The following is a 26,436-nucleotide window of genomic DNA, read 5'->3' as shown; positions in this document are numbered from 1 at the left end:
GGGCGGCAGTGCGGGCCGCGCCCCCATCCGCAGGGGGCGCGGCCCGCGCCGTCGGGTCGGTCGGCCGAGCGTCAGCCGACCGGGTGTCAGCCGGTGAGGTCCGGACGCTGGGTGACCCGGATCGCGTTGAGCAGGGTCTTGCCGTTGGCCGCCACGAAGCGGACGTCGAGGCGTCCGTCGGTGACGGTGGTGGTGAAGGACTGGGTCAGGGCCGTCCGGGTCCCGGACCGGAGCGCGACGTCCAGGTTCGGGATCACCTCCCGGTCCTCGATCAGCACGTCGAAGACCCGGCTGTTCGGGGACTTGCGCTCCAGCTCGGCGAAGTCCAGCTCGACGGTGTAGACGCCGTTCGGCACCTTGTCGAAGGCGTAGCCGTACATGCCCTCCCGGGCGGTCTGGTAGAGCTTCTGGTCGGCGGTGCCGGTGATCGACTCCCGGGTGTCCTTGGTGCTGGACCGCCCCTGGTAGCCGTAGCTCCCGGTGGCGTACTCGCGGTCCTTGGTCCAGCCGTCACCGAGCGAGTCGGTGAGCGAGCCGGAGGCACCCGCGTCGAGGGCCACCTGGTAGGCCGGGACCACCAGGGTGACCGGCACGGTCAGTTGCGGGGCACGGCCGCTGGCCGAGCGGACCAGCAGCTGTGCCGTGAGCACGGTGCCGGGCGTGACGCCCGCCGCGTTCACCGCCAGAGTGACGGTCTGCTGCCCGCCGGTCGGGAGCAGGCCGCCCGCCGGGGTGACGGTCAGCCAGGCGGCGTCCACCGCCTCGGCGACCGTGAAGGCCGTCGGGGCACCGGAGTTGGTGAGCTGGAAGGTCCGGCTGCGGCTCTGTCCGGCGGGCACCACGGCGGTCAGGCCCGTGGTCGAGGCGGTCACCCGGCCGGTGGCCAGTGCGGTGGTCGGCCGCTGCACGGTGCCGGCGGTGACGGTGAACGCGGTGCTCGCCGTCGTGTAGTCGGGGGCGGAGGTCTCCAGGGTGTAGGCCCCGGCCGCCGGTTGCAGCAGGTAGGAGCCGTCGGCACCGCTGGTGGCGGTGCCGGCCACCGCACCGGCGGCGGTGAGCAGCCGGACGGCGGCACCGGCCAGCGGCTTGCCGTCGTTGGCGTCGGTCACCGTGCCGCGCAGCAGCCCGGTCCTCGACGGGCGGAAGGCCAGCGTCAGACCCTCCGTCACCGAGGCGGTGTTGAAGGAGTACTGGAAGCCGTCGGTGCCGGTGGAGTTCTCCAGCCCGATGGTGGCGCCGTTCCCGTTGGCCGGGGCGGCGCCCACGTCCTTGTAGCGGTAGGTGAAGCTGCCGTCCTCACCGAGCGCCACCGAGAAGGAGAGCCGGGTGGTGCGGGCGGCGTAGAAGGCCGCGCCCCGCCACTCGATGACGAAGGTGCGGTTCGGCGCGGTGCCGGTGGTCGCGGTGTACACCCCGGACTGGGCGTCCAGGTAGAGGTCGTCCCAGAACGGGTAGAGCGCCGCGTTCGGCAGCGTGGTGGAGGGCAGCGCGGTGTTGGAGTACACCGTGGAGGAGGCCGGGAAGGAGACGTGGCCGTCCGAGGAGAGGTACGCCGAGGTGTACACCGAGCCGTACAGCGCGACGGGGAACGGGAGTTGGACCTGCTCGGCGGTGGTGTCGCCGGTCAGCGCCAGCTTGCTGGTGCCGCCCGCCCACTCGCCGGTGGTGGCCGCGCAGGTGTACCCGAAGGCGTCGGTGCGCACCGGCAGGTCGAGGTCCAGCGCGGTGTCCGCGCTCAGCGTCAGGTGCTGCCCGACCTGGTCGGCGCAGCGGTACGGCGAGCTCGCGCTGAGGTCGTACGCGCCCAGCGGGAGCGCGAGCCGGTACCGCCCGTCGGCGCCGGTGGTGGTGCTCACCGGGGTGCCGGCGGCGGCCACCAGCGAGCCGGCCACCGGGGCGCCGCCGCTGCGGACGGTGCCGGAGACGGTCGCGGTCGGGGCCTGCTGGACGGTGAAGTCCCGGCTCACGGTCTGCTCGGCGACCACCGTCACCTCGGCGGTGGCGGCCAGGTAGCCGTACTTGGAGACGGTCAGCGTGTAGCTGCCCGCACTCAGGTTCGCCAGGGCGTAGCCGCCGTCGGCGCCGGTGGTCGCGGTGCGGTCCGGGCCGGTGCTGCCGTGGGCCAGCACGGTGGCCCCGGCCAGCGGCGAACCGCCGCTGGTGACCAGCCCGTTGACGGCCCCGACCGGTCCGGCCGGGGCGGCCGAGACGGCCGCGAAGGCGTCCAGCCTGCCCTCGCCGAAGATGTTGTTCTTCGCGGCGGTGCCGCCGCAGGAGGTGGCGTCGGTGTCGATGGCGGTGCGGTTCAGCAGCGCCTTGGTCTCGGCCACGTTGCCGCGCAGCGCGGCGGAGCGGGACCAGATCAGGGCGACCGTGGCGGCGGTGTGCGGCGAGGCCATCGAGGTGCCGCTGAAGGAGGCGTAGCCGCCGCCGGGCACGCTGGAGCGGACGTTCTCGCCCGGTGCGGCCAGGTCGGGCTTCAGCAGGCCGTTCTCACCCGGTCCCCGGGAGGAGAAGCTGGAGATCGCCCCCGCGCTGTTGAAGGAGCCGGAGGAGTAGGCGGTGGTGTAACCGCCGGGGTAGCCGTTGGAGTTGCAGCCCGGGCCGCTGTTCCCGTTGGAGAAGGCGGGGAAGATGCCCGCGTCGATCCAGGCCTGCACGGTCTGCTGGTACCAGGTGTCGTAGAGCGTGCCGCCCCAGGAGTTGTTCACCACGTCGGGGGCGAGGTCGGGCCGGGGGTTCTGCCCGGCCAGGTCGGTCGGGGCGATCACCCACTGGCCGGCCGCCAGCAGGGAGGCGTCGGTGCAGGTGTTCACCTCGCAGCCCTTGACCGCCACCCACGTGGCGCCGGGGGCGACGCCGACCTTGTCGGCGCCGTTGGAGCCGACCATGGTGCCCATGGTGTGCGTGCCGTGGTCGTTGTTGTCGCAGGGTGCGGCGCCGGCGCAGATGCCCGCCGGGTCGAACCAGTTGTAGTTGTGGTCGTAGCCGCCGCTCGCGGTCCGACCCCGGTAGGAGCCGTTCACCGCCGGGTGGGTGTAGTCCACCCCCGAGTCGATGTTGGCCACCACGACGCCCTCGCCCCGGTCGCCCAGCTCGTCCCAGACCCGGGGCGCGCCGATCCGGTCCACGTTCCACTCGACGGCGTCGGCCGCCTTCGGCTCGGCCGAGCCGGGCAGTGCCTCGTCCAGCTTGACGCTGGTCGCGGCCCGGACCCTGGCCACCTCGGGCTGGGCGGCGAGCAGGTCGAGCAGCTTGCGGTCGCCCGTCACCCGGATGGTGTTGACGATCCAGTAGGTGCGGTAGTCGGCCTGCGCGGAGTCGAGCAGCCCGCGCAGGTGCTTCTGGGTGGTGGCGGCGTGCGTGGTCTTCGAGCGGTACAGCGCCTCGGTCTTCGCCGTCTTGGTGGTGGCGCGCTGCGCCTCCACCGTGCTGGCCTGGGAGTTGAGCTCGACCCAGTACACCGCCTTGTCCTCGTCGGCGAGTTGCTCCAGTACCTTCGCCTCGACCTTGGAGGCCACGGTGCCGGGCGCGCTCGGCGCCGGGGGAGCCGCGAAGGCCGGTGAGGCCAGGGCGGCGGCGGGGAGGGCGACGGCGGCGATCAGTGCGGTGACCGCGGACCGCCATCGACCGGTCGGGTGTGCCACGGATTCTCCTTCTCGCGGTGGCGGCGTACAGGGGGACGCCGCGCGGACGGGTGAGATCGGTGGTGCGGTCGGCATCCCTGCCCGGGGGTCGGTGGGGCGGAAACGGAATGCCCGTGGCAGTGACATGACATGGCAGACAAGTGACGCACGGTGTCCTGAATCTGACGTTCGGTCAGCAGGACGGGCCGCCGTCCCGTGTGGGTGATCAGGAGTTGCGGGGCGGGGGCGCGGTGCCCAGAGTCGGGATCATGACCGGACCCGTGCGCCCCTCACCCGAGTACCGGGGCCCCGCCGTGGTACTGGCCGACGGCCGGGAGATCCCGGTCCGGGCCGAGCTCACCGGCGACGTGCCGCAGCTCGGCCTGCCCAGCTGGAACGGCGAGCTGCGGATGGCCGGCGCGGAGGGGGTCGGCGAGACGGTCCGCACCGGCCGGCTCCGGCTCCCGGACGGCTGGGAGGGCGGCTTCGCGGTGATCCGGCGGATCCTCGGCGTCTCGGCCGTCTGGGTCCGGGGCAACGACCCGGAGGTCTCCCCGGCGGACTGGCCGGGGCCGCGCTGAGCCGTGCCGCGCCGTGCCCTCGGCCTCCTCGTCCGACCGGCCGGGCCGTCGACCGCGCTGAGCCTCCGTCAGGCGAGCGGCTTCTCGAACCAGTGGTGGGCGTACGGTTCGTCGTTGAAGGCGGGCACCTCGTGGAAGCCCGCCGCGTGGTAGAGCCCGATCGCGGCGGTGAGTGCCCGGTTGGTGTCCAGCCGCAGGACGGCGGCCCCGTGCCGGACGGCCCGGCGCTCCAGCTCGGCCAGGAAGCGTCGGCCCAGCCCGAGGCCGCGTGCCTGCGGTGCCACCCACATCCGCTTCACCTCGGCGGGGCCGCCCGGCGGGAGCTTCAACCCCGCGCAGCCGATCGGCTCGCCGTGCAGCCGGGCCACCAGGAAGACCCCGTGCGGAGGCCGGAGGCCGCTCGGGTCGGGCAGCCGGCTGAGCGCCGGATCGAAGCCGGCGTCGAAGGCGTCGGCCAGCTCGGCGAAGAACGAGCGCAGACAGTACTGCGCGTCCGGGTGGTCCGGGGTGACCGGGTCCAGGCTGACGGTGGCGGCGGTGAGCAGCCGGTCCACCTCGGCCATCGCCGCCACCAGGCGTGCGCGCTGGCCGGCTCCGAGCGGCGCGAGCAGCTCGGCGGCCAGCTCGTCGCTCCGGGTGTCCAGTGCCGCCCGCTCGGCCTGCCCGGCGGCCGTCAGCCGGACGGTGCGGACCCGGCGGTCCTCGGCGTCCTCCGCCACGGTCACCAACCCGTCCCGCTCCAGGGCCCGCAGCAGTCGGCTGGCGTACCCCGAGTCGAGCCCGAGCCGCTCGCGCAGCTGCCGCACCTCCCGCCCCCGCTCGCCGATCTCCCAGAGCAGCCGGGCCTCACCGACCGGACGGTCCCGGCCCAGGTAGTGGTCGTGCAGCACGCCCACCCGCTCGGTGACGGTGCGGTTGAACCGCCGGACCTGCTCGATGTGCTGCTGCTCGGCCATTCTCTGACTCTAGTCAGGGAACGGCCGACGACGGAAGGGGGTGACAGCGCGTCAGGCGGCTCCGGACCCGATCTTCGCCCGCTCCGCCGCCGCGCGGCGGCGCCGCAGCCGGACCAGCAGCGCGGCCGGCCCCACCGCGGCCTTGACCGTGCCTTTGGCGAGCAGCATGCCGGTGCCCCGGGCCGGGCCGAGCCGGTGGGCCAGCAGCACCGGCAGGCCGGAGCCGACCAGTGCGGACACTGCGGTCACGACGACCGCCGTCGTCCTCGGCAGCCTGCGGTCGTGCGGTTCGTTCTCCTCGGACATCGACGTGTCCGTCCCCCGGTCGGTCATGGCACGAACATGGCCCCGGCCCCGGCCCCGCCCGCGCGGCCGACCCGCGCGTCGGTGCTTGCGGTCACGGGGGCGGCCGGGGTCCGATGGGGCGTTGCCAGCGAGCCGGAGGAGTAGCCATGCGGATCCACCTGACCAGCGTCTTCGTGGACGACCAGGCCAGTGCCCAGACCTTCTACACCGAGGTGCTGGGCTTCCGCACCAAGGCCGACGTGCCGATCGGCGACGACCGCTGGCTGACCGTGGTGTCCCCGGAGGACCCGGACGGGCCCGAGCTGCTCCTCGAACCGTCCGGCCACCGCGCCGTCGGGCCGTTCAAGCGGGCCCTGGTCGAGGACGGCATCCCGGCGGCCTCCTTCCTGGTGCCCGACCTGGCCGCCGAGCACGCCCGCCTGCTCGCCCTCGGGGTCCGCTTCACCCAGCCGCCCACCCCCATGGGCCCGGTCACCACCGCCGTGCTGGACGACACCTGCGGCAACCTGATCCAGCTGATCCAGCACCACTGACACCGGGTAGCGTGGCCGGTGACCGCCCGTCAGGGCGTCAGGGCCGGAAGGGTGGGTGCGCGATGGATGGCGTCGACGAGCGGGTGGGACCGCCGCTGCTGGGGGGAGAGCGGGAGACGCTGCGGGCGTTCCTGGAGTACCAGCGGGCGACCTTGGTGATGAAGTGCGCCGGTCTGACGGACGAGCAGCTGCGGTCGAAGTCCTCGCCGCCCTCGGGTCTGTCGCTGCTCGGCCTGGTGCGGCACCTGGCGGAGGTCGAACGGGCCTGGTTCCGCCGGGTGTTCGAGGACAACGAGGCACCGATGGTCTGGTCGGAGGAGATCGACTTCCAGGCCGCCTACGACGCGAGCGGGTCGACCCGGGCCGAGGCGTTCGCCGCCTGGGAGGCCGAGGTGGAGACCTCCCGCCGGATCGAGCGGGAGGCCGCCTCGCTCGACCTGGTGGGTCGTCAGCCCCGCTGGGAGGAGGACGTGTCGCTGCGGATGGTGATGGTGCACGTGCTGCTGGAGTACGGGCGGCACAACGGCCACGCCGACTTCCTCCGCGAGTCGATCGACGGGGCCGTGGGCGCCTGAGCTCCCGTCAGGCGAGCGGCTGCCACTCCTCGCGGAGCATGCCGTAGTGCACCTCGTCGTAGCGGACGCCCTTCAGCAGGATGGCGTTGCGCCGGCGGCCCTCCTCGCGGAAGCCGATCTTGGTGAAGGCCCGCATCGCCCGCTCGTTGCCGCTCCAGGTGTCCAGCTCGATCCGGACCAGCGGGTAGGCGCCGAACAGGTGGTCGACCAGCAGGCGCAGCGCCTCGGAGCCGTGGCCGGTGCCCCAGAACTCGCGCTCGCCGATGGTGATGCCCAGGGTGACGGAGCCGGCCCAGGGGTCGAGGTCGCGGTAGTCGATCTTGCCGATGGGCCGGCGGTCCGCCACCGTCTCGACGGCGAGCACCGCCTCCTTGTGTGGTACCAGGCGCAGGATGCGCTCGAAGGCGAGGCCGACCGCCTCCCGGGTGACCGGACCGAAGAGCGGGTCTCCGGCGGCGGCCCAGTGCACCACCTCGGGGTCGTTGCGCCAGCGCAGGTGGTGCTCCGCGTCCTCCTCGCGCAGGGCGCGCAGGGCGACGAGACGGCCTTCGATCATGTGTGGATTCCCCTCGGTACCGACGTTCGACCGCACACCGTAGCCGGTGGGGCTCAGGCGGGCGACGGGTTTTCCGGGCCGCCCGGCCCGGGGCGCCGCGCCAGCAGGAACGCCTGCGGGGCGGTCTCGCCGAGCGTCTCGTCCCTGGCCCGCCGCACCGTCGCCCGGACCGTCAGCCCGGCCGCCGTCACCGCCTCCGCCACCCGCTCCGGCGTCCGGCGGCGGAAGTCGAGCGCGACCGGGTGGCCGAACGGCTCGGCCACCCGCAGCGGCCGGTCACCGGTCTGGAAGCCGATCAGCAGCCACCCGCCGGGTGCCAGCAGCCGGTGGAACTCCGCCAGTGCGAACGGCAGTTGCTCGTCCGGGAGGTGGATCAGCGAGTACCAGGCCAGCACCCCCGCCAGGCTCCCGTCCGGCCGTCCGACCTCGGTGAGCGTCCCCTGCTCGAACCGCACCCCCGGCTGCGTCCGCCGGGCCAGGGCCACCATCCGCGCCGACAGGTCCACCCCGAAGACGTCCACCCCCAGCCGCGCCAGATACCCCGTCACCTCCCCGGGGCCGCACCCCAGATCGGCCACCGCCCCCGCCCCCACCTGCTCGGCGAAGGAGGCCAGCAGGGCCCGCTCCAGCGGGCGCGCGGCGAGCACGTCCCGGAAGTGCTCGGCGTAGTCCTCGGCGACGGTGTCGTAGAACTCCCGGGTGGGGCCGAGGAAGTCGGCATCGGTCATGCCCCGAGGGTAGGGGCTCGGCCGGCTCGCGCACCGGGCGCCCCCTCGGGGGCGGGCGGCTCAGCCGCGTGGCGGGACGGTGAGCAGCAGCTGCGGGAGCACCCGGCCGGGGACGGACCCCGACGGAACGGCGCCGGTGCGGACGGCGCCCATCGCCAGGTAGAAGGGCTCGGCGTTCGGGTCGGCGTCGATGGTCAGGTGGGTGAAGCCCGCCGCACGTGCGGTGGTGACCAGGTGGTCGAACAGCAGGCGGCCGACGCCCTGGCCGATGGCGGCCGGATCGACGAACAGCATCCCCAACTCGCCGGTGGTCGGCTCGCCTTCGAGGGTGGCGAAGCCGAGCACCCGGCCGTCCCGGACGGCCAGCACGGTCCGGCGGAGCGCGATCTCCTCGGGGGCCAGGGTGAGTTCGTCCCGGCAGGCGGCGAGGAAGGCGGCGTCGTAGCCCCAGTGCGCCTTCGAGCGCAGGGCCAGCTCACTGAGCAGGCCGGCCTCGTCGGCCAGCGCCTCCCTGATCTCCATGCCGGCGCTCCGTCCCTCCACGACCGGGGAGTCCCGGTCCGTCCGTGCACCGTAGGACGGTGCGGTGCGGTGGCGCAACGCCGTTGACCGCCGCCCGGCCGCAGCCCGCGCCACGGGGACGGCCGTACGGGTCCGACGGACCCTCGAACCGGGGCGTGACCATTCGGGTGGGGGCGCGTTCTGACGGATGGGAGCGGGCGCGGGGGAGCGGGCGCCTGCCGGAGACCGGGAGTCGAGTGATGGGGACGAGGATGGCCGGGGCGCGCTCGGCGGTGGAGCTGCGGCGGGAGGCGTCGCGGTACGTCGACGAGCCGCTGCGCGAGGCGGTGGCCGAACTGGACGAGCCGCTGCGGCAGGTGGCGGAGTACCACCTCGGCTGGGCGGAGGCGGACGGGGGGCCCGTGGCGGGCCCGGACGCGGCGCTGGAGCAGCGCCGTCGCGGGGCGGCGGTGGTGCTGGCGGCGGCCGGGCCGGCCGCGCGGGCGGAGGCGCGGAACGTCGCGGTGGCGGCCACCCTGCTCTGCGCGGGGTTGTTCGTCCAGGACGACCTGGTGGACGGGGACCGGGTGCGGTACGGCCGGCCCACCGTCTGGACGGCCTACGGCATGCCCGCCGCCGTGCAGGCCGGGAACGTCCTGAGCGCCCTCGGCCTGGCCCGGCTCGGTCGTGAACCGAGCTCCCGCAGCCGGGAGTTGGTGGACCGACTGGCGCACTGGCTGAAGGTCTGCGGCTCCGGCCAGGCCGTGGAGGTGCTGCACCGCCGACGCGGCCGGGCCTCGCCGGCCGAGGTGGTCTCGGTGACGGACGCCAAGAGCGGGGCGGCGGGCGGCTTCCTGCTGACGGCCGCCGCGCTGGTGACCGGGGCGGACCGGGAGCGCCTGCGGGCCTGCACGGCGCTCGGGGTGGTGGCGGCCCGGGCCTGGCAGCTGCGCAACGACTACGAGGCGCTGTGGACCGACGCTGCGGACGGCACCAAGGACCCGCTCTCCGATCTGCGGCAGCGCCGCAGGACGGCGGTGGCCGTGCACGCGCTCGGTACCGGAGGAGCGGCGGCGGCCGAGCTGGAGCGGTTCTACCGGGACACCCGGACTCCCGAGCCCGCCGAACTCGCCCGTGCACTGGAGCTGTTGGAGGAGTGCGGCGCGAAGGAGTGGCTGGTCGGGCGGATCGGCCGGACCCTCGGTGAGGCCGGTCGGCTGCTGCCGAAGGCGGTACCGGATCCGGACGGGGCACAGGAATCCGCCGCCCTGCTGGCGAGCTTCTGCGGGCACGCCGAGCTCTGAGGGCGTGCGGGGCCCGCGGCCGGAACCACCCGGGCGGGCCGTCCGTTCACCGGCGGTCGGGTGATCAGCGGGGGAGGGCCGGGTGCGGCTGGAGTCGGTGCGGGTGCGGTACGGCCGCCGGGGCGGCTTCGTGCTCGACGGGGTGACGCTCGATCTGCCGCCCGGAGCGGTGACGGCCGTGGTGGGCGGCAACGGCTCGGGGAAGTCCACCCTGCTCCGGCTCGCCGCCGGGCTGATCCGCCCCGACGCCGGCACGGTGCACGGGCGGCCCGGTCGGATCGGCTACGTGCCCGAGCGGCTGCCGGCCGGGCTGCGGCTCTCGGCCCGCTCCTACCTGCGCCACATGGGCCGCATCCAGGGGCTGGGCGCCGCCGCCGCGGCCCGGCGCGGTGACGCCCTGCTGGAGCGCTTCGCCCTCGCCGGGGACCCGGACGCGCCGGTGGCCACCCTCTCCAAGGGCAACGCCCAGAAGGTCGCGCTCGCCCAGGCCCTGCTCGCCGAGCCCGAGTTGCTGGTGCTGGACGAGCCGTGGTCCGGCCTGGACGGCGGGGCGCACCTGGCCCTGACGGAGTGTCTGGCGGAGCGGCGGGCGGCCGGGGCGGTGGTGCTGCTCACCGAGCACCACCCGGGCACGGTGGCCGCCACCGCCGACGCCGTCCACCACCTGACCGGCGGGCGGCTGGCCGGGCAGGCGGCCGAGCCGGCGGTGCTGATCCGCCTCGCGGAGCCGACCGCCGAGCCGCTGGCCGCACTCCCGGGGGTCCTGGCCCACCGGGGCGCGGCGGTCGAGGCGGCCCCGGAGCACTCCGACGCCCTGCTCGGCGAGCTGCTGCGCCGAGGGCACTCGATCCGCGAGGTCCGACCCGCCCCCGGAGGCCTCCCGTGACCACCCCCGCCCCCGTGACCGCTTCGAGGCCCTCCGCCCTGACCGCCGTCCTGGCCGTCGTCCGGTACACCCTCGCCGACTTCCTCCGCTCCCAGCGCGGTCTGCCCCAACTGGCGCTCTACCTCGGGCTGCTGGCGGTCCTGCACGCCTTCCCGGGCCCGGTCCTCCAGGGGTACGGAGCCTCGGCCGGCGCGCTGCTGCCGGTCACCGTCTGGCTGGCCCTGACCCTGCACCACACCGAGGACCCGCTCCAGGCCACCGTCACCGCCGTCAACGCGGGCGGGGCCGCCCGCGCGCTGATCGGCCGCACCGCCGCAGCCCTGCTCTGCGGCCTGGCCCTGGCCGTCGTCGCCCTGGTCTGGCCGATGGCGGCGAACGGCACGGCTTACGGACCGGGAGAGCTGACGGACGGTCTGCTGGCCCACACCACCGCCGTGCTGACCGGCACGGCCCTCGGCGGCCTCTGTGCCCGCCCGGTGATCCGCCGTCCGGGCCACGCCTTCGCCGCCGCCGCGCTGCTCAGCCTGGTCGCCCTGGTCAGCCGGACGGTCAGCCCGGTCAACGGCACCGTCCGGCTGCTCAGCGCCGCACCCCCGGCGCCCGCCACCACCACCCTGCTCGCCCACACCGCCTGGGCCGCCGCCCTGCTGGCGGTGTGCACCGCGCTCACCGCCCGGCTCGCCCGCCGCCTCCGCTGACCGGCTCCCACGGGTCGGCCCGGCGCAGCAGTTCGACCAGCGGCGTGCCGGTGCGGGCCGCCTGCACCCGGCGGGCCCGCAACTGCGCGCGGCTGCGCGGACGGAACGAGGGCCGCCGGCCACAGCCGCAGGGCTCGAAACCCTCGTAGCGCAGCCCGGCGCGCAGCACCACCGCCACCACCGACCAGGCCTTGCGGTCGGTGCGCCGGGGTGCCGCGAAGTCGTGGCCGGCACAGAGCATCGTGACCCCGCAGCGCGGGCAGGGGTGCCCGTCCCGGCCAGCCTCCGCCGGGTGGCGCTTGTGGCTCACCCGGCAGGAGACGCAGGCGTAGTGGAGCTTGTGGTGGACGGAGGCGTAGGTGCACACGCCCGCCACCCTACGGCCGGGTGGCCCGCTCCAGGTCCAGCAGGACGGAGTGGTACGGCCGCCCGGTGGCGTGCTCCAGGCCGACCTCGCACATCCGGTTGGCCGAGACGTGGGTGGAGTACCGGCGGGCCGTCACCTCGGCGGCCTCCCGGGCGGTCGCGGATTCGGTCAACTCCCGGTGCAGCATGCCCCGGTCGCCCGCGAAGGCGCAGCAGCCGGCGTCGTCGGGGACCACCACCTCGTCCGCGCACGCCTCGGCCACCGCGCGCAGCTGCTCCTCGTCGCCCAGGTGCCGCATCGAGCAGGTGGGGTGCAGGACGGCGGACTCCACGGTGCGCAGGACGGTCAGCTCGGGGAGCAGCTCGGCGGCCCACACCACCGAGTCGACCACGGTCAGCCCGGCGTGGAGCTCGCGGTTCTGCTCGGTGAGGTAGGGGACCACCTCGTGGGCGATGCCCAGCGTGCAGGAGGAGGCGTCCACCACCAACGGCCGCTTCCCGCCGCCGGTCCAGCCCCAGGCGGCCTCGACGATCCGGTTGGCCATCAGGACGTTGCCCTCCTGGTATCCCTTGGAGTGCCAGATGGTGGCGCAGCAGGTGCCGGCCACGTCGTCCGGGATCCAGACCGGCCGCCCGGCCCGCTCCGCGACGGCGACCAGCGCCTCCGGCAGGGTCGGGCCCCGGTGGCCGGCCGGCTCGCCGAAGATCCGGTTCACACAAGCGGGGTAGTAGACGGCGGTGGCGCCGACCCGGGAGGTGGGCGGCATCCGCCGGGTGGCGGCGCCGGGGATCTCCGGTAGCCACTGCGGCACCAGATCGGGTCGGACGGCCTTGCGGGCGGTGTCGGTGAGGGTGCCGAGCAGCTTGTCGGAGATCCGCTCGGCCGCGCCGACCGCGAGCCGGGCGGAGGCCTCGACCTGCTTGAAGCGGGCGGCCAGCAGGGCGGCAGTGCGCTCCTCGCGCGGGGAGTGCCGCCGGTGCCGGAAGTCCTTCATCAGGGCGCCGGTGTCGATGCCGACCGGGCAGGCCAGCTTGCAGGTGGAGTCGCCCGCGCAGGTGTCCACGGCGTCGTAGCCGTAGGAGTCGAGCAGCTCGGCGGAGACCGGGGACGCCTCCGGCTGGCGCATCAACTCCCGTCGCAGCACGATCCGTTGCCGGGGTGTGGTGGTGAGGTCGGTGCTCGGGCAGGTCGGCTCGCAGAAGCCGCACTCGATGCACGGATCGGCCACCAGCTCGATCCGGGGGATGGTCTTCAGGCCGCGCAGGTGGGCCATCGGGTCCCGGTCCAGCACCACCCGGGGGGCCAGGATGCCCTGGGGGTCCAGGAGTTGCTTGGTGCGCCACATCAACTCGGTGGCCTGTGGCCCCCATTCGAGCTCCAGGAACGGCGCGACATTGCGCCCGGTGGCGTGCTCGGCCTTCAGCGAGCCGTCGAAGCGGTCCACGGTGAGCGCGCAGAAGTCGGCCATGAAGGCGGCGTAGCGGTCCAGGTCGCGCCGGTCGGCCGGGTCGAAGGCGAGCAGGAAGTGCAGGTTCCCGTGCGCGGCGTGGCCCGCCACGGCGGCGTCGAAGCCGTGCGTGGCCTGGAGCGCGAGCATCGCCTCGCAGGCCTCGGCCAGCCGGGACGGCGGCACCGCGAAGTCCTCGGTCAGCAGGGTGGTGCCCGGCGGCCGGGCCGAGCCGATCGCGGTGACGAAGGCCTTGCGGGCCTTCCAGTACCCGGCCACGGTGGCGGAGTCACGGGTGAAGGAGTTGGTGGCCGAGCCGGTGGGGGTGGTGAGCGGGAGGCCGGTGAGCAGCTCCCCGGCGGTCTTCTCGGCCGCGGCGAGCGCGGCTTCGTCCGGGGCGCGGAACTCCACCAGCAGGGCGGCGGTCTCCTTCGGGATCTCCGCCCAGTCGGCCGGGACGCCGGGCACGGCGGCGGAGGCGCGCAGGGTGTTCCCGTCCATCAGCTCCACGGCCAGTGCGCCCGCACCGGTGAACCGCGGGACGGCGGCGGCGGCCTCGCGGAGCGAGGGGAAGAACAGCAGCGCGGCGGAGACCAGGCGGTGCAGCGGCAGGGTGTCGAAGACCGTCTCGGCGACGAAGCCGAAGGTGCCCTCGGAGCCGACCATCAGGCCGCGCAGGATCTCCACCGGCGTGCCGCCGTCCAGGAAGGCGTCCAGCCGGTAGCCGTTGGTGTTCTTGATCTCGTACTTGGCCCGGACCCGGGCCACCAGCGCCGGATCGGCCTCGATCTCCGCCTTGAGTGCCGACAGGCCCGCGCAGAGCGCCGGTTCGCGCTCGGCCAGCCGCCGGTCGGCGTCCGGGGCGGCGGTGTCGACCACCGTGCCGGAGGGGAGCACCACGGTCAGCGAGGCCAGCGTGCGGTAGGAGTTGCGGGTGGTGCCGGCCGTCATGCCGGAGGCGTTGTTGGCCACCACCCCGCCGATGGTGGCGGCGATCGCGCTGGCCGGGTCGGGGCCGAGCACCCGGCCGTGCCGGGCCAGCGTGGCGTTGGCCCGGGCGACCGTGGTGCCGGGCCGGATCCGGGCCCGCTCGGCCCGCTCGCCCTCGACGGTGATCCCGGCCCAGTGCCGCCGGACGTCGACCAGGATGTCCTCGCCCTGGGCCTGCCCGTTGAGCGAGGTGCCACCGGCCCGGAGCACCACCTGACGGCCCTTACGGTGGGCGTAGGCGAAGACGGCGGAGACGTCGGCCACGGTCTCGGCGATCACCACCACCTGCGGCACGAAGCGGTACGGGCTGGCGTCCGAGGCGTACCGGACCAGGTCGGAGACCTTGCTCAGCACCTTGGCCGGGCCGAGCAGCGCGGTCAGGTCGTCGCGCAGCCCGGCGGGGGTGCCGCCGGCCAGCGCGTCGGGCACCCGGTCGCCCGCCGGGGCGGGCAGCGGTGCGGTGGGCCTGAGCGCCTGCGGATCCGGCTCCAGCAGCGGCATCTGACTCCCTCTCGGTCGACCGGTCGGTGATCCGCCCCCAGCTATACCGCAGAGGGGGCACCCGGCGGACGAGGCGGCGCGGGTCGCGGGGCCCGCGCCGACCTGCCGTTGTCAGCGAGTGGTGCCAAGCTCGTTCCTGTCCCACCGAGCCGCGAGAGAAACGGCAGCACCATGTCCACGATGATCTTCGTCAACCTCCCCGTGCGTGACCTGGACCGTTCGCTCGCCTTCTTCAAGGCGATGGGGTACTCGCACAACCCCCAGTTCACCGACGAGACGGCCGCCTGTCTGGTGATCAGCGACACCATCTTCGTGATGCTGCTGACCGAGCCGAAGTTCAAGGAATTCACGAAGAAGCAACCGGCGGACACGAACACCACCACCGAGGTGATCCTCGCGATCAGCGCGGAGAGCCGCGAGCAGGTGGACCAGCTGGTCGACAAGGCCATCGCGGCGGGTGCCGGCCCGGCCAACGATCCGATGGACCTCGGCATGATGTACAACCGCAGCTTCCACGACCTGGACGGCCACGCCTGGGAGTTCGTCTGGATGGACCCGGCCGCCGTCGAGGCTCCGCCGCAGGGCTGACCGGACGGGTCGTCAGGGGGCGAGCAGCACCTTGCCCAGGTTGGCCCGGGCCTCGATCACCTCGTGGGCCCGGGCCGCCTCGGTGAGCGGGAGGCGGGCGTGCACGGCGGCCCGCAGCCGGCCGGTGAGCGCCAGCTCCCAGAGCTGGTCGCCGTGTTCGCGGTAGAGCTCCGGGCGGGTGCGGACGAAGCGGGCCATCGAGAGGCCGGTGACGGTCTTGCCGCCGGCCAGCAGGTCGTAGGCCGGGAGGGTGCCGCCGCCGGAGGAGAAGAAGACCAGCCGGCCGCCCGGCACCGCGGCGGCCAGCGCCCGGGGGAGCAGCTCCCCGCCGACCCCGTCCAGCACCACGTCCACCTCCGCGCCCCAGTGCGGATCGGCGTAGTGCACCACCTCGTCGGCGCCCAGCTCCCGGACGAACGCGTCCTTCCCGGCCGAGCCGACGGCGGCCACCACCCGTCTCGCCCCGCGCAGCTTGGCCAGCTGCACCAGCAGGTGCCCGACGCCGCCCGCCGCGCCGGTGATCAGCACCGACTCGTCCGGCCGCAGGGCGGCGGTGGCGAGCGCGGCCAGCGCCACCTGGCCGTTGCGCCGCAGGGCGAGGGCCTGGTCGGTCTCCAGCTGCTCCGGGATCCGCTCCGTCAGGGCGACCGGCACGACGGCCAGTTCGGCGTACGCCTCGCCGAAGGCGAGCGAGACCACCCGCTCGCCGATCGCGAAGCCCGCCACCCCGGGGCCGCCCGCGACCACCCGGCCGGCCACCTCGCCGCCGATCGAGCCGTCGCCCTCGGGCACCGGCCCGCCGCCCCCGGGGCCGCGCACCTTGCGGACGCCGGGCAGGCTGACGCCGATCACCTCGGTGCGCACCAGCAACTCGCCCGGCCCGGGCTCGGGGACCTCGCCGCGCTCGACCGTGAGCACTCCGGGATCGCCGTAGGCGTGGAATCGGACCCGTCGCATCAGGACCTCCGGGGGCCGTAATCGTTGGTGTACCCAATGGTTTGACCGATGGACATCACGCTATACCCGGATCATGGGCAGGTCCAAGGGTTCGGCGTCCTAGGCTTGCCCCATGGAGCAACTCCCGCAGGCCCCCGACGCGATCCGGATCCTCCCGAGCTGGCTGCTCGGCCGGGCCGCCGCCCGGGGCCAACGCCTGGTCGGCGAGGCCCTGGCGATGGCCGGGCTGCGGATGCCGCAGTACGCCGTGCTGGCCGCCGTCGCCGAGCTGGCCCCCGTCTCGCAGGCCGAGCTCAGCCGGAGCACCGGGATCGACCCGAAGGACATGGTCGCGCTGGTCGGCGAGCTCCAGCAGCACGGGCTGCTGGAGCGGGCACCGGACACCAGGGACCGGCGGAAGAACGTGATCACCCTGGCCCCGGCCGGGGCCAGGCGGCTGCGGCGCGGTGACCAGCTCTGCCGGGCGGCCAACGAGGAGCTGACCATCGCGCTCAGCTCGGCGGAGCGGGAGCAGCTGGCGGAGCTGCTGGCCCGGGTGGCCCGGGCCGCCGAGGTCTGAGGTCCGGCCGTCCGGCCTAGAGCCGCAGCGCACGCGTCCGGCTCGCAGGGGGGCTTCCGCCGGGTACGGCGCAGCCGGGTTGAGCCTCCGTCAGCTGAGGTAGCGGGCCAGCAGCGCGGCCTCGGTGCGCAGCACGGCCGCCTGCTCGGCGCGCTCCAGCCGCTCGTACTCGGCGGCGGCGTCCTCCCGCTCGGCCAGCTCGGCCCGGACGACGTCCGCGACATCCGCCTCGGTGAGCACCCTGCGTTCGGCCTCCGCCGTGCCGAGCCCGAGCGGGACCAGCTCGACGGCCAGCGGACCGGTGCCGGCCGGCACCCCGGCCGACTCGGCGTTCTCGATCGCGCCCAGGGTGGCGCGCAGCACCGAGGCGGTGGCACGGTCCCGGCCCTTCAGCGCGGCGGTCAGGTCGGTGCGGAGCCGCTCCCGGAGCGGGGTGTGGTCGGAGGTCGACATGACGTCAGACCCTAAGCAGCGGAGGGCGGTCCGCGCGACCGTGTTTCGCCGGGTGGACGGTCAGGGCGCGCCGCTCCGCCCGGGGCGGCCGGTCCGCCGGTCACCCGGTCCTCCGGTCACGGCGGTCACCCGGTCCGGTGGCCACCGGGGCCGGAGGTCAGCGGGTCCGCCGGTCACCCGGTCCGCCGACAGCGGTGGCGGGCGGTCTCCGGCGGCCGGAGGCTGGGCGGTACCTGTCAGCCCGAACGGGAGGCCGTGTGTCCGCCACCGCTGTCGCCGAAGCGTCCAAGGCACCCCCGGCCCTGAGCCGCCGTCAGACCAACGTGGTCTTCGCGACCATCGTGCTCGGCATGCTGATGGCAGCCCTCGACCAGACGATCGTCTCCACCGCGCTCCCCACCATCGTGGCCGAGCTGGGCGGCGGCGGGCACATGGCCTGGGTGGTGACGGCCTACCTGCTGGCCGAGACGGTGGCCACCGTGCTGGTCGGCAAGTTCGGCGACCTGTTCGGCCGCAAGATCGTCTTCCAGGTGAGCGCGGTGGTCTTCATCGCCGGCTCGGTGGTCTCCGGCGCGGCGAACGGCATGATGCTGCTGATCGTCGGCCGGGCCATCCAGGGCATCGGCGGTGGCGGGCTGATGGTCACCGCGATGGCGCTGATCGCCGACGTGATCCCGCTGCGCGAGCGCGGCAAGTACCAGGGTGCGCTGGGCGCGGTGTTCGGCGTGACCACGGTGGTCGGCCCGACCCTGGGCGGGCTGTTCACCGACCACGCCTCCTGGCGGTGGTGCTTCTACGTCAACGTGCCGATCGCGATCGTCATGGTGGTGATGGCGGCCCGCACCATCCCGGCCGTCCGGGCGGCGGTCCGGCCGGTGATCGACTACGCGGGCATCGTGCTGATCGCGCTCGGCGCCTCCGGCCTGGTGCTCGGCCTGGAGTGGGGCGGCAACGAGTACGCCTGGGGCTCGCCGGTGATCATCGGCCTGTTCGTCGGCTCGGTGCTGCTGCTGGCGGGCTTCGTGCTGGTGGAGTTCCGGGCCAAGGAGCCGATGCTCCCGATGCACCTGTTCCGGAACTCGGTCTTCACGGTCTGCTCGATCCTCTCCTTCATCGTCGGCTTCGCGATGCTCGGGGCGATGACCTACCTGCCGACCTACCTGCAGTTCGTGGACGGGGTCTCGGCCACCATGTCGGGGGTGCGGACGCTGCCGATGGTGGTCGGCCTGCTGGGCACCTCGATGCTCTCGGGCGTGGTGGTCAGCCGCACCGGCAAGTACCGGATCTTCCCGATCCTGGGCACGGGGGTGATGGCGGTCGGGCTCTGGCTGATGTCCACCATGGGGCCGGGCACCGGGGTCTGGCTGGAGTCGCTGTACATGTTCGTGCTCGGCCTCGGCATCGGGCTGGCGATGCAGGTGCTCACCATCGCGGTGCAGAACACCGTGCCGTACCACGAACTCGGCACCGCCACCTCGGGCGTGACCTTCTTCCGCACCCTGGGCAGCTCCTTCGGCACGGCCGTCTTCGGCACCCTGTTCAGCAGCCGGCTGACCCCGAACCTGACCGACGCCGCCGCCCAGCAGCCCTCGGTGCCGCCCGCCGCCGTGCAGAGCCCGGCCGGGCTGCACGCGCTGCCCGCCGAGCAGGCCGCGCCGTTCGTCAACGCCTACGCGGAGACGGTCAACTACGTCTTCCAGTGGGTGGTGCCGGTCGCCCTGGTCGGCTTCCTGATCGCGTGGTTCCTCAAGGAGGTGCCGCTGCGGGACAGCGCGCGGGCCGGGGCCGGCGACCTCGGCGAGGGCTTCGGGGCGCCGGACAGCGCGGATGCCGACCGGCAGTTGGAGCGGGTGCTGTCCAACCTGATGCGCAGGACCAAGGGCCGGAGCGGGGTGAAGGAGCAGATCCTGGCCGACTCCGGCTCCGACCTGACGCCCGGTCAGGCCTGGGCACTCGGCCAGGTCTACTGGCGCGGCCGGTACGCCGGGGGAGCCGACGTCGGCGCGATCGCCGCCGCCCACCACGTGCCCGGCGAGGTGCTGGAGCCCGCCTTCGAGAAGGTGGTGCACACCGGCCACCTGGCCGAGCGGGACGGCCGGCTCAGCCTCACCCCGGCGGGTCAGGCCGAGGTCGATCGGATCGGCGAGGCCTGGCGGCACTGGCTGGGCCACCACCTGGACGACTGGGACGTCACCGACCCGGACGACCGCGCCCGCCTCGACCGGGCCATCGACACCATCGCGGCCCGGCTCTACGAGGAGGAGCAGGAGCGCGCGGCGGTGTAGGCGGCTACTGCCCGGTGTCCCGGCGGGGCTCCGGGAGGCCGCGCGGGTACTGGGTGTCAGAGCCGACCTGGCCACCGAGCGTCATGACGTTCAGCGTCGCCGAGTTCTCATGGGAGATCACCTTCTCCACCCGGGCCACCAGGTTGACGAACGCGTCCCGTACGTTCTGGTCGGTATACGGTCCGACCGCGGCCTCGAAGTACACCCGCTCGTGCCCGAGCAGTTGCTCGGCGGACCGGTAGTTCTTCCACTGCTCGCGGTACCTGTACACGCTCTCCAAGGACACGGAGGTCACCACCACCAGGCTGAGCACCGTCGCGACCGCCCGGGCGAACGGAAGGTCCACGTTGACCAGGACCGGCACCAAGGCGCCGCCGACGACCGAAGCTGTCCGCATCCTCAGGTGGGCGGCCTTCGCCGCGATCGCCTTCCGGTCGTACCACTGCTGGTACTGCACCAGCCGGGTCTCGATGTACCGCTCGGGAGTCATCCCCTCGATCGGTGAACTCGCCAGTGAAGGAACGTCGTTGGACCCGGCGTCGCCCCTCTTCGACATGCCTGGAGTACACCGGTGCCCCCGGCCCGTGTCAAGGCGTTCGGGTCGCTCCGGTCGGCGCCCCGGCCCGCCCGCCGCGCAGGTCGTGCGTACAAAGCCGGGGTCGTGCGAGGTCAGGCCGCATGATCGGGGGATGGAACAGCAGCGACTGGAGTTGACGCACGAGCCCGCCGCCTACGCCTGCATGGTGGTCCGGCGGCCGGCCGAGCAGGTCTTCGCGGCCTTCGCCGATCCGGCGGTGACCACCCGGGTCTGGTACAGCCGGAGCAGCGGGCCGATGGTGCAGGGGGCCGAGCTCACCTGGGAGTGGGAGAGCTACGGGGTGTCGGTGGAGGTCCGGGTCCGGGAGGTGGTGGACCACCGGATGATCCGCTTCGAGTGGGGCAACTACGACCAGCCGACCAGCGTGGAGCTGACCTTCACGCCGCGCTCGGCGGAGGTCACCTTCGTCGAGGTCACCGAGACCGGCTTCACCGGCACCGGGGACGAGGCGGTGCGGTGGGTGAACGACACGGTGGGCGGGTTCAGCACGGTGCTCTGCTCGGTGAAGGCGCTGCTGGAGCACGGCATCGAGCTGAACGCCGTCCCGGACCACCACCCTTCGGCCTGACGGACGGTCCGGACCGGGACCAAGGTCCGTACGACAGGGGCCGGACGGCGAACGGCCGTGGCCTGCCGACCGCTTAGCGTGGATGGTCGGCCGACGGAAGGCCCCCGAGCCCGCAGCAGGAGACCGAGGACCCGTGACGAACCCCCCGATCTGGCAGCCCGGTGACGTCGTGATCGATGCCGACGGAGCCGTCTGGACCAGGACCGGGCCGCCGGATGCGGGGTGGAGCTACCCGGGCGGCGAGCCCGGGCGGGCGGTGGAGCCGCTCACCCTGCTGCTGCGGGCCGGCCGGGTGGCGGCGCGCCGGCCGGAGTGACGGCGGCTCCCGTGCCGGGACCTGACGGACCGTCCGGGAGTCGGGGAGGTGCTCCCGGGGCCGCAGCACGCGCCCGACGGGGTGCGTTGCCCGCGGCGTGCCACCGGCTCGGGCCGTGGTGGGCTGTCCCTTCCGTTGACACTTTTGACATCCCTCTGTAACTCTTGGCCCACCCTCACGCAAAAAATGAACAAGCAGCGGTCAAATTCTCGACTCCCACCCCCACCTACTGCAGAGACAGAGGGACGTCATGAGATCGAATCGCATACTCCCGCGACTGACGGCGACGTCGGTCGCGGTGGGCATGCTGCTGCTCGCCGGGCCCGTCCTGCCGACCCACGCGGCGGGCGGGCCCAACCTCGCCGCCGGGCGGACGGTCACCGCGAGCAGTGCCAACGGCCAGTACGTGGCCGGGAACGTCAACGACGGGAACCAGGCCAGCTACTGGGAGAGCGGCAACGGCGCGCTCCCGCAGTGGGTCCAGGTCGACCTGGGGGCCACGGCCTCGATCGACCAGGTGGCGCTCAAGCTGCCCACCGGCTGGGGCGCGCGCAGTGAGACCCTGACGGTGCTCGGCTCCACCGACGGCTCCGCCTTCACCCCGGTGGTCGCCTCGGCGGCCTACGCCTTCGACCCGGGCAGCGGGAACACCGTCCGGATCAACTTCCCCGCCACCAGTGCCCGTTGGGTGCGGATCCAGGTCGCGGCCAACACCGCCTGGCCGGCCGCCCAGTTCTCCGAGTTCGAGGTCTACGGCGCGGTCGCCGCCTCGGCCGACCTGCTCCGGGGCCGCACCCTGACGGCGAGCAGCAGCAACGGCCAGTACGGCGCCGGGAACGTCAACGACGCCAACCAGGCCAGCTACTGGGAGAGTTCGTCCAACGCCTTCCCGCAGTGGATCCAGGGTGACCTGGGCGCGGCCGTACAGGTCAACCGGCTGGTGCTCAAGCTGCCGGCCGGCTGGGAGCAGCGCAGCCAGACCCTCAAGGTCCAGGGCTCCACCGACGGCAGCGCCTTCACCGACCTGCTCGCCGCAGCCGCCTACAGCTTCGACCCGGCGGCGGGGAACGTGGTGACGCTCTCGCTGCCCACCGCCACCACCCGCCACCTGCGCCTGCTGTTCAGCGGCAACACGGCCTGGCCGGCCGCCCAGCTGTCCGAGTTCGAGGCCTACGGCCCGGTCGGCGGCGACACCCAGGCGCCCACCGCCCCGGCCGGTCTGACGTACAGCCAGCCCGAGGCCGGCAAGATCCGGCTGGCCTGGACCGCCGCCACCGACAACGTCGGGGTGACCGGCTACGACGTCTACGCCAACGGCCAGCTGCTGGCGAGCGTCGGGGCCGGGGTGCTCACCCACACCGACACCCGCCCGGCCACCGAGAGCGTCACCTACACGGTGCGGGCCAAGGACGCGGCGGGCAACCAGTCCAACCCCAGCGCCCCGGTGACCCGACCCGGGGAGAACCCCGGCGACACGGTGAAGCCGACCGCGCCCGGGAACCTCGCCTACACCGAGCCCGCCGCCGGACAGATCCGGCTGACCTGGGACGCCGCCACCGACAACGTGGGCGTGACCGGCTACGAGGTCTACGCCGACGGGCAGTTGAAGGCCACCACGGCCGCCACCGTCCGCACCTGGACCGACAGCCAGCCCGCCTCCGCGACCGTCACCTACACCGTGCGGGCCAAGGACGCGGCGGGCAACCTCTCCGACCCGAGCGCCGCCGTCACCCGCCCCGGCGACCCGGGCACGCCCGGGACCAACCTGGCGGGCGGCAAGCCGATCGAGGCCTCCGGCCAGGCGTGGACCTTCGCCCCCGCCAACGCCAACGACAACAACACCGCCACCTACTGGGAGGGGAACGCCGGCGCGTACCCCAACACCCTGACGGTGAAGCTCGGTTCGGACGCCGACCTGCAGCGGGTGGTGCTCAAGCTCAATCCGGACGCCGCCTGGGGCGCCCGCACCCAGAACGTCCAGGTGCTCGGCCGGGCCGACGGCGCGAGCGGCTTCACCAGCCTGAAGGCCGCCGCCGACTACCGCTTCGACCCGGCGAGCGGCGGCAACACGGTGACCATCCCGGTCACCGGCCGGGCCTCCGAGGTCCAGCTGCGGATCACCGCCAACTCCGGCGCGCCCGCCGGGCAGGTGGCCGAGTACCAGGTGATCGGCACCCCCGCGCCCAACCCCGACCTCACCGTCACGGACGTCTCCTGGGCCCCGGCCGCGCCGAACGAGGCCACGCCGATCACCCTGCGCGCCACCGTGAAGAACATCGGGAACCTGCCGGCGCCCGCCGACACCGTCGACTTCCTGCTCGGCGGCGCCCTCGCCGACAGCGTCGCCGTGCCCGCGCTGGCGGCGGGTGAGTCGGTGACCGTCTCGAAGGCCATCGGCACCCGCCCGCAGGGCAGTTACCTGCCGAGCGCCCGGGTGGACGCCGACAACTCGGTGCGGGAGCGGAACGAGGACAACAACCTGCTCGCCGCTGCCACCCCGATCACCGTCACCCAGGCCCCCGGCCCGGACCTCGAGGTGCTGGACGTCAGCTCCAACCCGGCCAACCCGGCCGCCGGTTCGGCCGTCTCCTTCACCGTGCAGCTGCGCAACCGCGGCCTCGACCCGGCCCCCGCCGGAGTCACCCGGCTCACCGTCGGCACCGCCACGCTGAACACCGCCACCCCGGCGATCGCCGCCGGACAGACCGTCAGCCTGCCGGTCACCGGGAGCTGGACGGCCGTCAGCGGCGGCGCGACCGTCACCGTCACGGCCGACGCCACCGGTACGGCCGCCGAGACGAACGAGAACAACAACGTGCTCGCCAAGCCGATCGTGGTCGGCCGCGGAGCGGCGGCGCCGTACACCTCCTACGAGGCCGAGGACGGCGTCTACCAGGGCGAGCTGCTCCAGGCTGACGCCGTGCGCACCTTCGGGCACACCAACTTCGCCTCCGAGTCCTCCGGCCGCAAGTCCGTCCGGCTCACCTCCACCGGCCAGTACGTGGAGATCACCTCCACCGTGCCGACCAACTCCATCGTGGTCCGCAACTCGATCCCGGACGCGGCGGGCGGCGGTGGTGCCGATGCCACGATCAGCCTGTACGCCAACGGGGTCTTCGTGCAGAAGCTCCAACTCTCCTCGAAGCACAGCTGGTTGTACGGCACCACCGACCAGCCCGAGGGACTCACCCAGACGCCGCAGGCGGACGCCCGCCGGCTCTTCGACGAGGCGCACGCGCTGCTCCCGCAGAGCTACCCGGCCGGCACCAAGCTGCGCCTGCAGAAGGACGCCGGTGACACCGCCGCCTTCTACGCCCTCGACCTGATCGACCTGGAGCAGGTCGCCCCGCCCACCGCCAAGCCGGCCGAGTGCACCTCGATCACCGACTTCGGCGCCGTCCCGAACGACGGGCAGGACGACACCGCCGCGCTCCAGGCCGCCGTGACGGCCGATCAGAACGGCACCATCGCCTGCGTCTGGATCCCGGCCGGCCAGTGGCGCCAGGAGAAGAAGATCCTCACCGACGACCCGCTGAACCGGGGCATGTACAACCAGGTGGGCATCCGCGACGTCTCGATCCGGGGCGCCGGCATGTGGCACTCGCAGCTCTACTCGCTGATCGAGCCGCAGAACGCCACCGGCTCCATCAACCACCCGCACGAGGGCAACTTCGGCTTCGACATCGACGACAACACCCAGATCTCCGACATCGCGATCTTCGGCTCCGGCCGGATCCGCGGCGGTGCGGACGGCTCCGAGGGCGGCGTCGGGCTGAACGGGCGGTTCGGCAAGAACACGAAGATCACCAACGTCTGGATCGAGCACTCCAACGTCGGCGTCTGGGTCGGCCGCGACTACGACAACATCCCGGACCTGTGGGGCCCGGCCGACGGTCTCCAGTTCAGCGGCATGCGGATCCGCGACACCTACGCCGACGGCATCAACTTCTCCAACGGCACCCGCAATTCGAAGGTCTTCAACTCCACCTTCCGCACCACCGGTGACGACGCGCTGGCCGTCTGGGCCAACAAGTACGTCAAGAACACCTCGGTGGACGTGGCCCACGACAACAGCTTCACCAACAACACCGTCCAACTCCCGTGGCGGGCCACCGGCATCGCCGTCTACGGCGGCTACGGCAACAAGATCGAGAACAACCTGGTCTACGACACCGCCAACTACCCCGGCATCATGCTGGCCACCGACCACGACCCGCTGCCGTTCTCCGGCCAGACCCTGATCGCCAACAACGCGATCGTCCGCAGCGGCGGCGCGTTCTGGAACGAGGACCAGGAGTTCGGCGCCCTGACGCTGTTCGCCGCCAACCAGGACATCCCGGGGGTCGTCATCCGGGACACCGAGATCCTGGACTCCACCTACGACGGCATCCAGTTCAAGACCGGCGGCGGCACCATCCCCGACGTGAAGATCAGCAACGTCCGGATCGACAAGTCGAACAACGGCGCGGGCGTCCTGGCGATGTCCGGCGCCCGGGGCAGCGCCACCCTCACCAACGTCACCGTCACCAACTCCGCGAAGGGAGACGTGGTCCGCCAGCCCGGTACCAGCTTCACCTTCACCACCGGCTGAGCCGAGCCCGTCGGCCGGACCCCCGGGACCACCGGGGGCCCGGCCGACGGGCCGTCAGCCTGTTGTCGAACCGGCGCCAGGGTGAGCGCGGCCGGGCTCCCCGTCATCCGCCCAGTGCACCAGACCGGTCCTGCCGGCGGCACCTCAGATACCCGCGCTCCGGGCACCCGCCGACCCCGGCGCCCGGATGGTGTGGCTCCCCTCGGGCGGGGGAGGGGTCACTCGTACCGGTACAGCAGCGACTCGCGCTCGGACTGCTCGATCATCTCGACGGTCAGCTCCGGGTCCCCGATGTTCGCCTGGGTGACCCGGGCGGAGCTGGGGACGCGGGTGGGGGAGAGCCACTGCTCGGGCTTCCAGGCGGAGCTGCGCAGGAAGGCCTTCGGGCAGTGGCCGTAGACCTCCTCGACCCGGACCACCACCGCGCTGCGCGGGGGCTTGCCGACGGGGGTGAGGCGGGCCAGCAGGGCGGGGTCGGCGGTGACCAGGGCGCGGCCGTTGACCCGGAGGGTGGCGTCCCGGCCGGGGATCACGAAGAGCAGGCCGATCCGGCCGGTCTCGACCAGGTTGTGCAGGCTGTCGAGCCGCTTGTTGCCGGTGGCGTCGGGGATCGCCAGGGTGTGCCAGTCGAGCACCGAGACGAAGCCGGGCGGGCCGCCGCGCGGGGTGACGTCGCAGCTGCCGTCGGCTCCGGTGCTGGCCAGCATCACCAGCGAGGCGCAGGCGATCAGCTCGCGGGAGGTGTCGTTGACGTGGTCGACCTGCTTGCGGCGGGCCGCGTCGCCCGGGTCCTCGTACAGCTCGCGCAGCTGACCGACGGAGCGCAGTGCGCCTGCCTGGAGCGCCTCGAAGGCGTCGGATGTGGTCACGGACCGGACGGTATTCCCGTGGAGGTGGCCGGAGCGTGACCTGACGGAGTGAAACATGACACAGAGATCGCCCCTCCCGGCCGGTTCCGGCCGCGTG

At 73.6% G+C, this 26,436-nt stretch carries 24 protein-coding genes; 12 read left to right on the top strand and 12 right to left on the bottom strand.

Annotated elements, in window-relative coordinates; translation table 11 throughout:
- Window positions 1–86: 86 nt before the first annotated feature.
- Complete coding sequence (locus ACIRBX_RS04275; RefSeq protein ID WP_402293621.1) at window positions 87–3,647, bottom strand: S8 family serine peptidase; 3,561 nt, start codon at window positions 3,645–3,647, stop codon at window positions 87–89.
- Between the two features lie 248 nt (window positions 3,648–3,895).
- Here ACIRBX_RS04275 and ACIRBX_RS04270 point away from each other — a divergent pair, with 248 nt between their 5' ends.
- Window positions 3,896–4,207 (top strand): hypothetical protein, encoded by a 312-nt coding sequence (locus tag ACIRBX_RS04270; protein ID WP_402293620.1) that lies wholly within the window; start codon window positions 3,896–3,898, stop codon window positions 4,205–4,207.
- Window positions 4,208–4,275: 68 nt separating this feature from the next.
- Here ACIRBX_RS04270 and ACIRBX_RS04265 read toward each other — a convergent pair whose 3' ends face one another.
- Window positions 4,276–5,163 (bottom strand): GNAT family N-acetyltransferase, encoded by an 888-nt coding sequence (locus ACIRBX_RS04265; protein WP_402293619.1) that lies wholly within the window; start codon window positions 5,161–5,163, stop codon window positions 4,276–4,278.
- Window positions 5,164–5,214: 51 nt separating this feature from the next.
- Window positions 5,215–5,469 (bottom strand): hypothetical protein, encoded by a 255-nt coding sequence (locus ACIRBX_RS04260; RefSeq protein WP_402293618.1) that lies wholly within the window; start codon window positions 5,467–5,469, stop codon window positions 5,215–5,217.
- Window positions 5,470–5,615: 146 nt separating this feature from the next.
- On the opposite strand from ACIRBX_RS04260, the gene ACIRBX_RS04255 reads away from it, so the two are divergent.
- Window positions 5,616–6,002, top strand: a complete 387-nt coding sequence (locus tag ACIRBX_RS04255; protein WP_402293617.1) for a VOC family protein — start codon at window positions 5,616–5,618, stop codon at window positions 6,000–6,002.
- Between the two features lie 62 nt (window positions 6,003–6,064).
- Window positions 6,065–6,577 carry a DinB family protein gene (locus ACIRBX_RS04250; protein ID WP_402293616.1) on the top strand — a complete coding sequence of 171 codons (513 nt, stop codon included), beginning with the start codon at window positions 6,065–6,067 and terminating at the stop codon, window positions 6,575–6,577.
- 7 nt (window positions 6,578–6,584) lie between these two features.
- Here ACIRBX_RS04250 and ACIRBX_RS04245 read toward each other — a convergent pair whose 3' ends face one another.
- The 3 genes from ACIRBX_RS04245 to ACIRBX_RS04235 are packed head-to-tail and all read right to left on the bottom strand — an operon-like array spanning window position 6,585 to window position 8,383.
- Complete coding sequence (locus tag ACIRBX_RS04245) at window positions 6,585–7,133, bottom strand: GNAT family N-acetyltransferase (protein WP_402293615.1); 549 nt, start codon at window positions 7,131–7,133, stop codon at window positions 6,585–6,587.
- Between the two features lie 53 nt (window positions 7,134–7,186).
- Window positions 7,187–7,861: a class I SAM-dependent DNA methyltransferase gene (locus tag ACIRBX_RS04240; RefSeq protein WP_402293614.1), complete on the bottom strand. Its 675-nt coding sequence runs from the start codon at window positions 7,859–7,861 to the stop codon at window positions 7,187–7,189.
- A gap of 60 nt (window positions 7,862–7,921) precedes the next feature.
- Window positions 7,922–8,383 carry a GNAT family N-acetyltransferase gene (locus ACIRBX_RS04235; RefSeq protein WP_402293613.1) on the bottom strand — a complete coding sequence of 154 codons (462 nt, stop codon included), beginning with the start codon at window positions 8,381–8,383 and terminating at the stop codon, window positions 7,922–7,924.
- A 239-nt stretch (window positions 8,384–8,622) separates the two neighbouring features.
- Between ACIRBX_RS04235 and ACIRBX_RS04230 the strand changes: the two genes are divergently transcribed.
- The 3 genes from ACIRBX_RS04230 (at window position 8,623) to ACIRBX_RS04220 (ending at window position 11,250) form a co-directional block, all read left to right on the top strand.
- Window positions 8,623–9,666, top strand: a complete 1,044-nt coding sequence (locus ACIRBX_RS04230; protein ID WP_402293611.1) for a polyprenyl synthetase family protein — start codon at window positions 8,623–8,625, stop codon at window positions 9,664–9,666.
- 82 nt (window positions 9,667–9,748) lie between these two features.
- A complete protein-coding gene (locus tag ACIRBX_RS04225; protein ID WP_402293610.1) occupies window positions 9,749–10,552 on the top strand; it encodes an ATP-binding cassette domain-containing protein in 804 nt (267 codons plus the stop codon).
- 14 nt (window positions 10,553–10,566) lie between these two features.
- Window positions 10,567–11,250: a hypothetical protein gene (locus tag ACIRBX_RS04220; RefSeq protein WP_402293609.1), complete on the top strand. Its 684-nt coding sequence runs from the start codon at window positions 10,567–10,569 to the stop codon at window positions 11,248–11,250.
- Here ACIRBX_RS04220 and ACIRBX_RS04215 read toward each other — a convergent pair.
- Complete coding sequence (locus ACIRBX_RS04215; protein ID WP_402293608.1) at window positions 11,219–11,617, bottom strand: hypothetical protein; 399 nt, start codon at window positions 11,615–11,617, stop codon at window positions 11,219–11,221. The genes ACIRBX_RS04220 and ACIRBX_RS04215 overlap by 32 nt on opposite strands.
- Window positions 11,618–11,627: 10 nt before the next feature.
- The gene (locus ACIRBX_RS04210) at window positions 11,628–14,555 is read right to left on the bottom strand and encodes an FAD-binding and (Fe-S)-binding domain-containing protein (RefSeq protein WP_402293607.1); all 2,928 of its coding nucleotides are present in this window, start codon (window positions 14,553–14,555) and stop codon (window positions 11,628–11,630) included.
- 171 nt (window positions 14,556–14,726) lie between these two features.
- On the opposite strand from ACIRBX_RS04210, the gene ACIRBX_RS04205 reads away from it, so the two are divergent.
- Window positions 14,727–15,143: a VOC family protein gene (locus tag ACIRBX_RS04205; RefSeq protein ID WP_402293606.1), complete on the top strand. Its 417-nt coding sequence runs from the start codon at window positions 14,727–14,729 to the stop codon at window positions 15,141–15,143.
- A 12-nt stretch (window positions 15,144–15,155) separates the two neighbouring features.
- Here the strand turns inward: ACIRBX_RS04205 and ACIRBX_RS04200 are convergent, their stop codons facing one another.
- On the bottom strand, window positions 15,156–16,100 hold the full coding sequence (locus tag ACIRBX_RS04200) for a zinc-binding alcohol dehydrogenase family protein (RefSeq protein WP_402293605.1): 945 nt from the start codon (window positions 16,098–16,100) through the stop codon (window positions 15,156–15,158).
- Between the two features lie 112 nt (window positions 16,101–16,212).
- Between ACIRBX_RS04200 and ACIRBX_RS04195 the strand changes: the two genes are divergently transcribed.
- Window positions 16,213–16,659: a MarR family winged helix-turn-helix transcriptional regulator gene (locus tag ACIRBX_RS04195; RefSeq protein ID WP_402293604.1), complete on the top strand. Its 447-nt coding sequence runs from the start codon at window positions 16,213–16,215 to the stop codon at window positions 16,657–16,659.
- Between the two features lie 90 nt (window positions 16,660–16,749).
- Here the strand turns inward: ACIRBX_RS04195 and ACIRBX_RS04190 are convergent, their stop codons facing one another.
- Entirely contained in the window at window positions 16,750–17,112 is a 363-nt protein-coding gene (locus ACIRBX_RS04190) for a hypothetical protein (protein ID WP_402293603.1), read from the bottom strand.
- Window positions 17,113–17,249: 137 nt separating this feature from the next.
- Here ACIRBX_RS04190 and ACIRBX_RS04185 point away from each other — a divergent pair, with 137 nt between their 5' ends.
- Window positions 17,250–19,397, top strand: coding sequence for an MDR family MFS transporter (locus ACIRBX_RS04185; RefSeq protein ID WP_402293602.1), 2,148 nt, complete (start codon window positions 17,250–17,252; stop codon window positions 19,395–19,397).
- 4 nt (window positions 19,398–19,401) lie between these two features.
- On the opposite strand, the gene ACIRBX_RS04180 is transcribed toward ACIRBX_RS04185, so the two are convergent.
- Window positions 19,402–19,953: a DUF4231 domain-containing protein gene (locus tag ACIRBX_RS04180; RefSeq protein ID WP_402293601.1), complete on the bottom strand. Its 552-nt coding sequence runs from the start codon at window positions 19,951–19,953 to the stop codon at window positions 19,402–19,404.
- 133 nt (window positions 19,954–20,086) lie between these two features.
- Here ACIRBX_RS04180 and ACIRBX_RS04175 point away from each other — a divergent pair, with 133 nt between their 5' ends.
- The 3 genes from ACIRBX_RS04175 (at window position 20,087) to ACIRBX_RS04165 (ending at window position 25,470) form a co-directional block, all read left to right on the top strand.
- Window positions 20,087–20,563: an SRPBCC domain-containing protein gene (locus ACIRBX_RS04175; protein WP_402293600.1), complete on the top strand. Its 477-nt coding sequence runs from the start codon at window positions 20,087–20,089 to the stop codon at window positions 20,561–20,563.
- Between the two features lie 133 nt (window positions 20,564–20,696).
- On the top strand, window positions 20,697–20,879 hold the full coding sequence (locus ACIRBX_RS04170) for a hypothetical protein (protein WP_402293599.1): 183 nt from the start codon (window positions 20,697–20,699) through the stop codon (window positions 20,877–20,879).
- 250 nt (window positions 20,880–21,129) lie between these two features.
- A complete protein-coding gene (locus ACIRBX_RS04165; RefSeq protein WP_402293598.1) occupies window positions 21,130–25,470 on the top strand; it encodes a discoidin domain-containing protein in 4,341 nt (1,446 codons plus the stop codon).
- A gap of 218 nt (window positions 25,471–25,688) precedes the next feature.
- Here ACIRBX_RS04165 and ACIRBX_RS04160 read toward each other — a convergent pair whose 3' ends face one another.
- Window positions 25,689–26,396, bottom strand: coding sequence for an MSMEG_1061 family FMN-dependent PPOX-type flavoprotein (locus tag ACIRBX_RS04160; RefSeq protein WP_402293597.1), 708 nt, complete (start codon window positions 26,394–26,396; stop codon window positions 25,689–25,691).
- Between the last annotated feature and the right edge of the window lie 40 nt (window positions 26,397–26,436).

Source organism: Kitasatospora sp. NPDC096147, from assembly GCF_044763225.1.
GTDB lineage: Bacteria > Actinomycetota > Actinomycetes > Streptomycetales > Streptomycetaceae > Kitasatospora.
Note: the sequence above shows the minus strand (reverse complement) of the source record. Positions and strands in the feature narration are given on the sequence as shown.

What these genes read in the sequence shown, in the direction of transcription:
- ACIRBX_RS04205 (WP_402293606.1), top strand. Translation starts at nt 14,727, where the DNA reads ATGTCCACGATGATCTTCGTCAACCTCCCCGTGCGTGACCTGGACCGT.
- ACIRBX_RS04230 (WP_402293611.1), top strand. Translation starts at nt 8,623, where the DNA reads ATGGGGACGAGGATGGCCGGGGCGCGCTCGGCGGTGGAGCTGCGGCGG.
- ACIRBX_RS04195 (WP_402293604.1), top strand. Translation starts at nt 16,213, where the DNA reads ATGGAGCAACTCCCGCAGGCCCCCGACGCGATCCGGATCCTCCCGAGC.
- ACIRBX_RS04265 (WP_402293619.1), bottom strand. Translation starts at nt 5,163, where the DNA reads ATGGCCGAGCAGCAGCACATCGAGCAGGTCCGGCGGTTCAACCGCACC.
- ACIRBX_RS04175 (WP_402293600.1), top strand. Translation starts at nt 20,087, where the DNA reads ATGGAACAGCAGCGACTGGAGTTGACGCACGAGCCCGCCGCCTACGCC.
- ACIRBX_RS04210 (WP_402293607.1), bottom strand. Translation starts at nt 14,555, where the DNA reads ATGCCGCTGCTGGAGCCGGATCCGCAGGCGCTCAGGCCCACCGCACCG.
- ACIRBX_RS04235 (WP_402293613.1), bottom strand. Translation starts at nt 8,383, where the DNA reads ATGGAGATCAGGGAGGCGCTGGCCGACGAGGCCGGCCTGCTCAGTGAG.
- ACIRBX_RS04165 (WP_402293598.1), top strand. Translation starts at nt 21,130, where the DNA reads ATGAGATCGAATCGCATACTCCCGCGACTGACGGCGACGTCGGTCGCG.
- ACIRBX_RS04245 (WP_402293615.1), bottom strand. Translation starts at nt 7,133, where the DNA reads ATGATCGAAGGCCGTCTCGTCGCCCTGCGCGCCCTGCGCGAGGAGGAC.
- ACIRBX_RS04190 (WP_402293603.1), bottom strand. Translation starts at nt 17,112, where the DNA reads ATGTCGACCTCCGACCACACCCCGCTCCGGGAGCGGCTCCGCACCGAC.
- ACIRBX_RS04240 (WP_402293614.1), bottom strand. Translation starts at nt 7,861, where the DNA reads ATGACCGATGCCGACTTCCTCGGCCCCACCCGGGAGTTCTACGACACC.
- ACIRBX_RS04255 (WP_402293617.1), top strand. Translation starts at nt 5,616, where the DNA reads ATGCGGATCCACCTGACCAGCGTCTTCGTGGACGACCAGGCCAGTGCC.
- ACIRBX_RS04260 (WP_402293618.1), bottom strand. Translation starts at nt 5,469, where the DNA reads ATGTCCGAGGAGAACGAACCGCACGACCGCAGGCTGCCGAGGACGACG.
- ACIRBX_RS04180 (WP_402293601.1), bottom strand. Translation starts at nt 19,953, where the DNA reads ATGTCGAAGAGGGGCGACGCCGGGTCCAACGACGTTCCTTCACTGGCG.
- ACIRBX_RS04160 (WP_402293597.1), bottom strand. Translation starts at nt 26,396, where the DNA reads ATGTTTCACTCCGTCAGGTCACGCTCCGGCCACCTCCACGGGAATACC.
- ACIRBX_RS04250 (WP_402293616.1), top strand. Translation starts at nt 6,065, where the DNA reads ATGGATGGCGTCGACGAGCGGGTGGGACCGCCGCTGCTGGGGGGAGAG.
- ACIRBX_RS04200 (WP_402293605.1), bottom strand. Translation starts at nt 16,100, where the DNA reads ATGCGACGGGTCCGATTCCACGCCTACGGCGATCCCGGAGTGCTCACG.
- ACIRBX_RS04270 (WP_402293620.1), top strand. Translation starts at nt 3,896, where the DNA reads ATGACCGGACCCGTGCGCCCCTCACCCGAGTACCGGGGCCCCGCCGTG.